Below are 11,407 nucleotides of genomic sequence, written 5' to 3' on the forward strand. Positions count from 1 at the left end.
CGTGTACGCCCCGTACCCGTACCCCGGCGCCTGCGCCTGTCCCGGCGCCTGGCCCTGCTGCCCGTACGTCTGCGGCTGCCCGTACGCCGCGAAGCCGGGTCCGCCCCGCGAGAGGCCGGTCCCGTCCTGCGAGACGTAGGGGTCGGCCCCGTACGGTCCCGGCGCGGGCTGCTCGTACGAGACGGCCGGAGCGGGCTGGACCGGCTCGGCCGGCGGGGCGGGCCGGGCGGGGGCCACGGGCGGCAGGTACGCCGTCGCCTCGGCCGCCGACTCGGGCGGCACCACCGGCTGCACGGAGGTCTCCCAGGTCTGCGCCTGCCAGGTCTGGGTCTGCTGCATGTCGTCCTGCTGCCCCTGCCCGGGCTGCTGACCGGTGGGCCACTGCTCCTGGGGCTGGGGCTGGGGCCGCTCGGGCCGGTACGGGTCGTACGGCTGATTGCTCATGGTGTGCGGTTCACCCTCCTGCGAACGGCGGGAGCACCTCGACCGTGCCGCCCTCGGCCAGACGTACCGTCTCATGCGGACGGCTCCCCACGGGATTCCCGTCGACGAGGAAGGAGGAGCGGTCCAGGACCTGGACCAGCTCTCCCGGATGGCGGACACGCACCGCCGCCAGGGCCTCCGCGAGCGTCGCCGCCTCGTACGGCTCCTCGGCGGTCCCCGCCGCGGCCTTCGCCGCCGCCCAGTACCGCACCGTGCCCACTGCCACGCCGCGCTCCTCTCCGGTCCGCCCCGCACTCGCGGGGGCGTCCATCATGCCCCCGCCGCCGTGCCCGTCCGCTCCGCCCACCGCCACAGCCGCCCGAGCAGCGCCTCTCCGGTCGCGTTCTCCGCGTGCCCCATCCCGCGCTCGATCCACAGCTCGCCGTGCGTCCCCGCGGCCCGCTGGAGCGCTCGCGGGTGGTCGAGCGGGAAGTAGGGATCGCGGTCGCCGTGCACGAGCAGCAGCGGGACGGGGGCGATGTACGGGGCGAGCGCGGTCGGCGAGAGCGGTACGGGGTCCCAGTCGCCCGGCCGGATGCGGGTACGGAAGCCGAGCCGGCCCACCGTGCGCCCCAGCCGCCGCGTCACGAGCCAGTGCAGGCGCCGCATGGGCGCCGTACCCCGGTAGTACCAGCGGGCCGGGGAGCTGACGGCGATGACGAGATCGGTACGGTCGGCGCGGCCGCCCGCGAAGACGAGGCGGTCGGCCTCGGAGAGGGGGGCGGGGAGGGCGGGCCCGGGGAGGGGGACGGCGAGGGCGGTTTCCGCCCCGTGTGCTCCGCCGCGCGCTTCCGTGCGCCCCCCGTTCGTACCGGCCGCCGTACCGTCCGCGCCGTCCGCCGGGCCGTTCACCGCTCCGTCCGGCGCCGCCCGCCGCTCCGCGAGCCCGTGCAGGCCCGCGTGGCGCAGGACGACGGAGCCGCCCATCGAGAAGCCGAGCGTGATGACGCGGCCGTGTCCGAGCGAACGCGCCCAGGTGACGGCGGCGGCGAGGTCGAGCACTTCGCTGTCGCCGACCGTCGAGCGGCCCCCGGAGCGCCCGTGGCCGCGGAAGGAGAAGGTGACGACGGCCGCGTGCCGGGCGAGGAAGCGCGCGGCGCGCCGTACGTGCGGCCGGTCCAGGTCGCCGGTGAAGCCGTGCGCGAGGACCACGACGGGTCCCCCGACCGGCCCGGGCCCCGGCTCGTACGCCGCGTCGATCCGTACCCCGTCCGCCGCCCGCAGAGTGGCGCGCGCCCTGCGCGGGCCGTGCGCCCCGGTCCCCTCCGTGACCGGTCCTACAGGTCCGGAACCTGCCGTCGTCGCGCTCATGTGGGCTATTCTCCTCGGCAGAGGACCTGGGCAGCGAAGCCCCCGGGTCCTTTCGTGCTTTCCGGCGCGTTGTATACGACCGGCCCCCACCGGATGTGTGCACCGCGCCGCGAGGGCGCGGGGGCTCCCCGGGGACGCGGGGGCCCGCGGCTTCCCCGTACGAAGAAGTGCCGCATATCCCGGTCGCGTACCGGCCGGGGACCCATCGGTACCGAGGAGGAACCTGTGATGGGCGAGCGAGACGCACACCATTCCAGCCGGCCCCGCACGACCACGGAGGCAGGTGGCCTCCGATGAGCTCCCTGCTCCTCCTGACCAACGCCCTCCAGCCGTCCACGGAGGTCCTGCCCGCGCTGGGCCTGCTCCTGCACAACGTCCGCGTCGCGCCCGCCGAGGGGCCCGCGCTCGTGGACACGCCGGGCGCCGACGTGATCCTCGTCGACGGCCGCCGCGACCTGCCGCAGGTGCGCTCCCTGTGTCAGCTCCTGCGCTCCACCGGGCCCGGCTGTCCCCTCCTGCTCGTCGTCACCGAGGGCGGCCTCGCGGCCGTCACGGCCGACTGGGGCGTCGACGACGTCCTCCTCGACACGGCGGGTCCCGCCGAGGTCGAGGCGCGGCTGCGGCTCGCGACGGGCCGCCGCCAGAACGCCGCCGACGACAGCCCCATGGAGATCCGCAACGGCGACCTCTCCGTCGACGAGGCCACCTACAGCGCGAAGCTCAAGGGCCGGGTCCTCGACCTGACCTTCAAGGAGTTCGAGCTGATCAAGTACCTCGCGCAGCACCCGGGCCGCGTCTTCACGCGCGCCCAGCTCCTGCAGGAGGTGTGGGGCTACGACTACTTCGGCGGCACCCGCACGGTGGACGTCCACGTGCGGCGCCTGCGCGCCAAACTCGGCCCCGAGCACGAATCCCTCATCGGTACTGTCCGCAATGTGGGATACCGCTTCGTGACTCCTGAGAAGCCGGAACGCGAACGGACGGAGAAGACCGCCACCGGGCCGGCCGCCGCCGAGCCGCCCGCGAGCGGCCGGGACGAGGCCGCCGCACCGGAGAAGAGCGAGGTCAGGGCCACGGCTCCGACCAAGCGCTGAACCGCTCCGCGTCCCCTTGGCGGGGGCGGCCGCCCGGTGCCGTCCGGATGGCTGCCCCCACCACGGGGTTTACGTCCTTTTTGCACTCCCGGGCGGCCGTTCGCAGGCCCTGGGCAGCGCTTTCACCCCGCGTAGACTGCCCGGCGTGGCCAAGGTGACGCGGGACGACGTGGCGCGGCGGGCGGGGACTTCGACCGCCGTCGTGAGCTACGTCATCAACAACGGACCCCGGCCGGTCGCCCCGGCCACGCGCGAGCGCGTGCTCGCCGCGATCAAGGAGCTGGGCTACCGGCCCGACCGCGTCGCGCAGGCGATGGCCTCGCGGCGCACCGACCTCATAGGGCTCATCGTGCCCGACGCGCGCCAGCCGTTCTTCGCGGAGATGGCGCACGCGGTCGAACAGGCGGCGTCCGAGCGCGGGAAGATGGTCCTGGTCGGCAACTCGGACTACGCGGACGCCCGCGAGGTCCACTATCTGAGAGCGTTTCTCGGCATGCGGGTCGCGGGGCTCATCCTCGTCTCGCAGGGCCCGAGCGAGACGGCCGCGGCCGAGATCGACGCCTGGGACGCGCGGATCGTGCTGCTGCACCGCCGGCCCTCGCCGATCGACGACGTCGCCGTCGTCACCGACGACGTCGGCGGCGCACAGCTCGCGACCCGCCACCTCCTCGAACACGGCGTGCCGTACGTGGCCTGCCTCGGCGGCACGGAGCAGACCCCGGCCGAGGGCGACCCGGTCTCGGACCACGTCGAGGGCTGGCGCCGGGCGATGACGGAGGCGGGCCTGCCGACCGCGGGGCGCCTCTTCCAGAGCCCGTACAACCGCTACGACGCCTACAAGGTCGGCCTCGACCTCCTCGCGGGCCCCGACCGGCCCCCGGCGCTCGTCTGCGCTACGGACGACCAGGCGATCGGCATCCTGCGCGCGGCCCGCGAGCTGCGCATCGACGTCCCGGGCGAACTCGCGGTGGCGGGCTTCGACGACGTCAAGGAGGCGGCCCTCACCGACCCGCCGCTGACCACGGTCGCCTCCGACCGCACCGCGATGGCCCGCGCGGCGGTCGACCTGGTCCTCGACGACGCCCTCCGCGTTACCTCCCCCCGCCGCGAACGCCTGAAGGTGTACCCGTCGAGGCTGGTGATTCGGCGCTCGTGCGGGTGTGGGTGAGGAGCGGGCTCGTGCGGGTGGGGGTGAGGCGGGCGCTCGTGCGGGTGCGGGTGAGGCGGGGGCTCGTGCGGGTGCGGGTGCGGCGGGGCTCGGTGGGGGGCCGGGCGGCCTGAAGGTGGTGGCGCCTCGGTTCGGGGAGTGAGAGGCGTCGGGAGTTGGGGGCGTTGGAGGGCTGAGGGGTATCGGACGGCTGCGGGCGTCGGACAGCTGCGGGGCGTCGGGCGGCTGCGGGGCGGTGAAGGGCTGAGGGGCGTCGGGCGGCCGAGAGGGATCGGAAGGGCTGTGGCGCCTGGTGCGGACTCTCCTCATCCGATCGAGTGGCGGGATTTTCGACTTCGGGGAAGTTATCCACAGATTTGCCGGGATGGTCGGGGGGACCGGGGGATTTGCGGAAGACTGTTAGAAGGGGAGCCCCCCAGGGCGGGTGGGGGCTGTCCGCTGACGCTGTCGAGCGCGGAGCCGCCTGAGGTGGGAGGCCCCCCGCCTACGCGGAGCCGCCTCGGACGCCACTGACGCCGGCTCGGCCGCCACGGCCGCTCTCCCCCCGCCTTTACATCGGGCAAACAGCCTTCTGCCACCCTTCTCAGCCCCGTCTCAGGGACCTCTCATGATCCGCGGACACGCTGAGACACATGACCGAGAACCCGTACGGACCCAGCAGCCCGCAGTCCTCCGACCCCGCAGGGCGACCGCAGCCGCCGACCGGCAGCGAGTCCTCCCCCGACGCCGGCCACGCCACCCCCGCCGGCGCCACTTCGGCCGGAGCCACCCCCACCGGCGCCCCCACCACCGCCGCCTACCCGCCCCCGCCCGCGTTCGGCCCCGACCCCTACGCCTATCCCGTCGAGGCCCCCGCGGCCCCGGCCGCCTCCCACCGGCGGCTGCGGCTGCGCGGCCCCGCCGGCATCCTCACGGCCGTCGCGGTCGCGGCGGCCGTCGTCGGCGGCGCCACCTCGTACGGGCTCCAGCAGCTCGGCGGCAACGACGGCGGCGACACCGTCACGACGGTGAGCGGTACGACGGTCTCCGAGTCGAGCAAGGGCACGGTCGCGGGCGTCGCCTCCGCCGTGAGCCCCGCCGTCGTCGAGATCAGCGCCGCCTCGAACGCGGGCCAGTCGACGGGCGCCGGGGTCGTCATCACCTCCAACGGTGAGATCGTCACCAACAACCACGTCGTCTCGGGCGCCCAGCAGATCAAGGTCACGCTGAAGAGCGGCAAGTCGTACACCGCTGAGGTCGTCGGCACGGACAGCTCCAAGGACCTCGCGCTCATCAAGCTGAAGAACGCCTCGGGCCTCAAGGCCGCGACGCTCGGCAACTCCGACCACCTCCAGGTCGGCGACAACGTCGTGGCGATCGGCTCCCCCGAGGGCCTGAGCGGCACGGTGACCAGCGGCATCGTCTCGGCCCTCGACCGTGACGTCACGGTCGCGAAGGAGAGCGGCGGCTCGCAGAGCCAGGAGCAGCAGGGCCAGGGCGGCGGCCGGAGCGGTCAGGGCTTCGGGGGCGGCGGGGACGACTCCTGGCCCTTCCAGTTCGGCGGCGAGCAGTTCAACGGCGACACGGGCGACACCACGACCACGTACAAGGCGATCCAGACCGACGCCTCGCTGAACCCGGGCAACTCGGGCGGCGCCCTCATCGACATGAACGGCGCGATCATCGGCATCAACTCGGCGATGTACTCGGCCTCGTCGAGCGGCAGCCAGTCCTCCTCCTCGGACGCCGGCAGCGTCGGCCTCGGCTTCGCGATCCCGGTCAACACCGTGAAGGCCGACCTGGCCAAGCTGCGCTCCGGCGCACAGGACTGAACGGCCCGCCGGGCCCCCGGCGTGGCAGGCTGGGCGCCATCGTCACGGGCACACGCCCCACGCGGGACGCCATCGCCACCGGCACACGCCCCACGCGGGACACCGTCCCCGCCGCGTACCCCGTGACGGCCGCCCCGCGCGCCCACCCGCGCACCGGACCCGAGCAGACCGAGGAGCAGGAAGCGATGAGCCCGCAGGAAGGCGACCGCGAGCAGCGGCAGCAGCGCATCCTCGTCGTGGACGACGAACCCGCCGTCCGCGAGGCGCTGCGCCGCTCGCTCGTCTTCGAGGGGTACGGCGTCGAGGTCGCGGCCGACGGGCACGAAGCCCTCCAGAAGGCCGCCGCGACCCCGCCCGACCTCGTCGTCCTGGACATCCAGATGCCCGGCATGGACGGCCTCACCGCCGCCCGCCGCCTGCGCGCCACTGGTTCGACCGTGCCCGTCCTCATGCTCACCGCCCGCGACACGGTCGGCGACCGCGTGACCGGCCTCGACGCCGGGGCCGACGACTACCTGGTCAAGCCCTTCGAGCTGGACGAGTTGTTCGCCCGTATCCGCGCGCTGCTGCGCCGCTCCTCGTACGCCGTCGCCCAGCAGGCGGCGGACGAGGAGGAGACCCTCGCCTTCGGCGACCTCCGCATGAACCTCGCGACGCGCGAGGTGACGCGCGCGGGCCGCGCCGTCGAGCTGACCCGCACCGAGTTCACGCTCCTGGAGATGTTCCTCGCCCACCCGCGCCAGGTCCTCACCCGCGAGCAGATCCTGAAGACCGTGTGGGGCTTCGACTTCGAGCCCTCCTCGAACTCCCTCGACGTCTACGTCATGTACCTGCGGCGCAAGACCGAGGCGGGCGGCGAGCCGCGCCTCGTGCACACCGTGCGCGGCGTCGGGTACGTGCTGCGCGGCGGCGGCGAGTGAACCGCGTCGTCCGCCGCTTCCGCGCGCTGCCGCTGCGCTCGCGGCTCTCGCTCCTGTCCGCCGCCGCCGTGGCGATCGCGGTCGCCGCCGTCTCGGTGACCTGCTGGTTCCTGGTACGCGGCAAGCTCTACGACGAGGTCGACTCGCAACTCAAGGACCAGGCGAGCCGGGTGCACCTGTCGTGGGTGCAGGCGGTCGCGGGTCCCTGTTCCTCCGAGCCGCCCGCGCAGGACTCCTCGCAGCGCCCGCCGTCCGCGCCGCTGTACCTCCAGATCGTCAGCGTCGACTCCGACCACCCCTGCGTGGCGGACGGCTCGACCGGCGTCGTCCGCGTCACCGACGCCGACCGCGACCTCGCCGCCGACCCCGAGGGCCGCCGACCGCAGACCCGCGACGGCACCACGACGGACGGCCGCGAGGTGCGCGTCCTGACCCTCCCCGTGGCGCTCAACAGCCAGCAGCTGCTCGCCGGGCGGGCCGTGCAGATCGCCGTCCCGCTCAAGGACACCCGCGACACCCTCAACGAACTCGCGCTGATCCTCCTGCTCGTCTCCGGCGTCGGCGTGCTCGGCGCGGGCGCCGCCGGGCTGTGGGTCGCGCGCACGGGGCTGCGCCCGGTGGACGACCTGAGCCGCGCCGCCGAGCACATCGCGCGCACGGAGGACCTCACGACCCGTATCCCCGTCGAGGGGGACGACGAGATCGCGCGCCTGTCGCGGTCGTTCAACAGCATGACGGCCTCGCTCGCGGCCTCGCACGAGCTGCAACGCCAGCTCATCGCGGACGCGGGCCACGAACTGCGCACCCCGCTCACCTCGCTCCGCACCAACATCGAACTCCTGGTCCGCAGCGAGCAGACGGGCCGCGCGATCCCGCCGGACGACCGCCGCGAGCTGCTGGAATCGGTCAAGGCGCAGATGACGGAACTCGCCGCGCTCATCGGCGACCTCCAGGAGCTGTCCCGTCCGGACGCGCGCCAGCAGGGCCCGCTGGACATCGTCGGCCTGCACGAGGTGACGGAGACGGCGCTCGCCCGCGCCCGGCTGCGCGGCCCGCACCTGACGATCGACGCCGCGCTCGACCCGTGGTTCGTGCGCGCGCACCGGGCACCGCTGGAGCGCGCCGTGGTCAACATCCTCGACAACGCGGTCAAGTTCAGCCCGGAGGGCGGCGTGATCCGCGTCCGCCTGGAGCGCGGCGCGCTGACGGTCCGCGACCACGGCCCCGGCATTCCCGCCGAGGACCTTCCGCACGTCTTCGACCGCTTCTGGCGCTCGCCCTCGGCCCGTTCCCTCCCCGGCTCGGGCCTCGGCCTGTCCATCGTCGCCCGCACGGTGCGGGACATCGGCGGTACGGTCACGCTGGCCCCGGCCCGCGACGGCGAGCCCGGCACCCTCGCGACGATCAGCATTCCGGGGGCCCCGGTCCGGCCGCCGGGCGAGCCGGAGTGACGGGCGCCGCGCGGCCTCCCGCCACGGTTCCGGACACGTCGCGAAGACCTCGTGACGAATCCGCGTAAGCGCACCCGGCATATGCGGACAACGGGGGAAGCGCGCTTGCGGACGGCACACGCGCCTGTGGTGGACTGCGCCGATGCGTTCCCCCCACCGCATGACCGACCGCACCACCGCTGACCAGCCGGGCGAGCCCGTGCCCGTGCCCGCGCAGGAGACGGCCGCCGCCCCGGACACGCGGCGGCTGGAGACCGTGCGGGGTCCGTACGCGCCCGAGGCCGCGCCGGGCCCGTACGCGCACGGCGCCGTCCCCGGCCCGTACGAGCGCGAGGCCGCCCCCAGCCCGTACGGTGACCGCGCGGCCCCGTACCCGTACGGACCCGGGACGGCCCCTAACCCGTATGAGGAACTGGGCGAGCTGGCCGGGCCGCTCGACGGCTTCCTCCGTCCCGAGGAGCCGCCGTTCGCGGACGCGTACGACGACGAGCAGGCGCCCTGGTCCGCGCCCGACCACCGGCGCAGGCCCCGCCTCTTCTTCCGCTTCGCGGGCATCCCCTTCGCGCTCAAGGCGGTCATCACGCTCGTCACGCTGCTCGCCTTCCTGGCGCTCGGCGACCGCTGGGCCGTGCTCTACGCGGAGCACACGGCGGCGGAGAAGCTGAAGGACACGATGCACCTGGAGGCGACGCCCGAGGTGAGCATCGGCGGGTTCCCGTTCGTCACGCAGGTGCTCGGCAAGCACCTCGGCTCGGTCACGGTGACGGTCCCGGACGTGGCGGCCGACCGCGTCTCGCTCGCCAAGGTCAGCGCGACGGCCGACGACATCCGCCTCAGCGGGGACCTGCCGACGAAGCTGAAGGGCGCGTACGCGGGCCGGGTGCGCGGCGAGGTGCTGCTCTCCTTCGACGACCTCAATCGCGAACTCGGCGCCAGTCAGGTCACGTTCACCGGTACGGGCCGCGACCAAGTGCTCGCGCGCGGCACGCTCCCCGTCGCGGGCCACGACGTACGGGTACGGGCCGACGCCCGCATCACGCGCGACGGCGCCCGGGGCATCCGTACCGAGATCGGCGGCATCCGGCTGAGCGTGGGCGATCTGGCCACCTTCCAGCCGGGCACGGGCCCGGCGGACGGCCTGCACCTCACCGAGAAGAGCGCGAAGGCGCTGCGCGAGCAGACCGCGAAGGTGAAGGCGCTCTTCGGGGTCCGCGAGATCACCCGCCGCCTCGGCGTCCCGCAGCAGGCGGTGGACGCCGCGCTGCGCAGCGACGACAAGCTGCACGAGGTGACCGGCACGCCCCGCTTCGTCCACGACCTCATGCGGATCAACCTCATCGACGCGGCCCTCGACCACCCCGAGCTGCTGCGCCGCCTCGGCTTCGACCCCGGCCTGCTGACCTCGCTCTCCACACTCACCCGCCCCCAGCTCGCCGACCAGCTCACCCTCGGCTTCCACCTCCCCGAGCTGCCGACCCAGACGGGCACCGTCGGCCTCTCCGACGTGCGGGTGACGAAGGAGGGCATCCACGTCCGTCTGAAGGGGGACGGCGTAGGGGTGAGCACGAAGTAACGGGACGGCGCCCCTCCGCGCCCCGCCCCGGGCCACCGCCCCGGGCCCCGCCCCGCGCCCCGCCCCGCCCCACCGCCCACGCCCTGCCCGAGCGCCCCCGTCTCACCGCACCCCGCCCCCGCCAGGGGCAACCCGCCATACCTTCACGGTTCAACTCCCGTTCACTCTTCCCGGAACGCCTGGTCACTTCGGCTGCCTACTTTCGGCCTCACGAGGTTCGCAAAGACCCCGACCAAGCCACCGCCGAGCCCTTCCGCAGGGTCCCGGCTCCCGGAAGGAACACCCCAACAGTGAAGCTTCAGCGCAAGAACCGGCTGCGGGCGCTCTCCCTCGGCGTCGTCGCCGTGTCCGGCGCCCTGGCCCTGACGGCGTGCGGCTCGGACGACACGAGCGGCGGCCCCAGCGGTGACAAGAGCAAGGACAGCTCGGCCGCCGCCGCGCCCTCCGCTTCCTCGGACATCGACTGCTCCGACGCCAAGGGCGAGCTGCTCGCCTCGGGGTCCAGCGCCCAGCAGAACGCGATCGACGCCTGGGTGAAGGCCTACACGGCCGCGTGCAAGGACGTGCGGATCAACTACTCCCCGGACGGTTCGGGCGCCGGTGTGACCGCCTTCCTCCAGGGCCGTACCGCCTTCGCGGGCTCGGACTCCGCGCTCAAGCCGGAGGAGATCACCAAGTCCGCCGAGGTCTGCAAGGACTCGCAGGCCATCGACCTGCCCATGGTCGGCGGGCCCATCGCGATCGGCTACAACGTCCCGGGCGTCGACAACCTCGTCCTCGACGCGAAGACCCTCGCGCACATCTTCGACGGCAAGATCTCCTCCTGGAACGACAAGGAGATCAAGGCCCTCAACCCGGACGCGAAGCTCCCGTCCACGAAGATCCAGGCGTTCCACCGCTCGGACGAGTCCGGCACGACGGACAACTTCACGAAGTACCTCAAGGCCGTCGCGCCCGCCGACTGGAAGTACGAGGGCGGCAAGGCCTGGCAGGCCAAGGGCGGCCAGTCCGCGCAGGGCTCCTCCGGCCTCGCGCAGCAGGTCAAGCAGACGGCCGGCGCGATCTCGTACTTCGAGCTGTCCTACGCGGCCGACGGCATCAACACCGTCGACATCAAGACGAAGGCCGCCGAGCCGGTCAAGGCCACGACGGAGAACGCCTCGAAGGCGATCGCCGCCGCGAAGGTCGCCGGCAAGGGCAAGGACCTCGCGCTGGAGCTGGACTACAACCCCTCCGCCGACGGTGCCTACCCGATCACCCTCGTGACGTACGAGATCGCCTGCGAGAAGGGCAACAAGGCGGACACGCTGCCCGCCACGAAGTCCTTCCTCAACTACATCGCGAGCGAGGACGGCCAGGGTCAGCTCGCCGACGCCGGCTACGCCCCGATCCCGGACGCGATCATCGCCAAGGTCCGCGAGACCATCACCGCCCTCAGCTGAGCCCGCGTGCGGGCGGCCCCCACCGGGTCGCCCGCACCGTCCGGTGCACCGCCGCCAGCAAGCCCGCCCCCGCGCTTGAGCCCGGGGCGTACCTCTCAGGGACTCACCCCCTGGAGGTAGCCCCAGAGGCGTAGTCCTCGCAGGGGAGCGGGTC

The 11,407-nt window shown here is 73.8% G+C and carries 9 protein-coding genes and 1 pseudogene; 7 read left to right on the top strand and 3 right to left on the bottom strand.

All coding sequences use genetic code 11. The features are described 5' to 3' along the window. From G3I42_RS20655 to G3I42_RS20665, 3 genes and pseudogenes are all read right to left on the bottom strand, one after another. Positions 1 to 444: pseudogene (locus tag G3I42_RS20655) on the bottom strand (hypothetical protein); the annotation flags it as partial. A gap of 10 nt (positions 445 to 454) precedes the next feature. Then, complete coding sequence (locus G3I42_RS20660; RefSeq protein WP_164288026.1) at positions 455 to 709, bottom strand: MoaD/ThiS family protein; 255 nt, start codon at positions 707 to 709, stop codon at positions 455 to 457. Positions 710 to 753: 44 nt separating this feature from the next. Next, complete coding sequence (locus G3I42_RS20665; protein WP_164288028.1) at positions 754 to 1,794, bottom strand: alpha/beta hydrolase; 1,041 nt, start codon at positions 1,792 to 1,794, stop codon at positions 754 to 756. Positions 1,795 to 2,087: 293 nt separating this feature from the next. Between G3I42_RS20665 and G3I42_RS20670 the strand changes: the two genes are divergently transcribed. The 7 genes from G3I42_RS20670 (at position 2,088) to pstS (ending at position 11,253) form a co-directional block, all read left to right on the top strand. Beyond that, positions 2,088 to 2,888, top strand: coding sequence for a response regulator transcription factor (locus G3I42_RS20670; protein WP_164288030.1), 801 nt, complete (start codon positions 2,088 to 2,090; stop codon positions 2,886 to 2,888). Positions 2,889 to 3,033: 145 nt separating this feature from the next. Beyond that, positions 3,034 to 4,056, top strand: a complete 1,023-nt coding sequence (locus tag G3I42_RS20675; protein WP_164288032.1) for a LacI family DNA-binding transcriptional regulator — start codon at positions 3,034 to 3,036, stop codon at positions 4,054 to 4,056. 632 nt (positions 4,057 to 4,688) lie between these two features. Continuing rightward, positions 4,689 to 5,867, top strand: a complete 1,179-nt coding sequence (locus tag G3I42_RS20680; protein ID WP_164288033.1) for a trypsin-like peptidase domain-containing protein — start codon at positions 4,689 to 4,691, stop codon at positions 5,865 to 5,867. Between the two features lie 185 nt (positions 5,868 to 6,052). Next, on the top strand, positions 6,053 to 6,787 hold the full coding sequence (locus G3I42_RS20685; protein ID WP_164288035.1) for a response regulator transcription factor: 735 nt from the start codon (positions 6,053 to 6,055) through the stop codon (positions 6,785 to 6,787). Continuing rightward, positions 6,784 to 8,238 (top strand): HAMP domain-containing sensor histidine kinase, encoded by a 1,455-nt coding sequence (locus tag G3I42_RS20690; RefSeq protein ID WP_164288037.1) that lies wholly within the window; start codon positions 6,784 to 6,786, stop codon positions 8,236 to 8,238. Before G3I42_RS20685 ends, G3I42_RS20690 begins: the two co-directional genes overlap by 4 nt. Before the next feature lie 142 nt (positions 8,239 to 8,380). Then, positions 8,381 to 9,811 carry a DUF2993 domain-containing protein gene (locus G3I42_RS20695; RefSeq protein ID WP_203607079.1) on the top strand — a complete coding sequence of 477 codons (1,431 nt, stop codon included), beginning with the start codon at positions 8,381 to 8,383 and terminating at the stop codon, positions 9,809 to 9,811. Between the two features lie 290 nt (positions 9,812 to 10,101). Beyond that, positions 10,102 to 11,253 (top strand): phosphate ABC transporter substrate-binding protein PstS, encoded by a 1,152-nt coding sequence (gene pstS / locus G3I42_RS20700; protein WP_164288039.1) that lies wholly within the window; start codon positions 10,102 to 10,104, stop codon positions 11,251 to 11,253. The last annotated feature ends 154 nt before the right edge of the window (positions 11,254 to 11,407 follow it).

The sequence above is a fragment of the Streptomyces sp. SID11385 genome, assembly GCF_010548245.1.
Classification (GTDB): domain Bacteria; phylum Actinomycetota; class Actinomycetes; order Streptomycetales; family Streptomycetaceae; genus Streptomyces.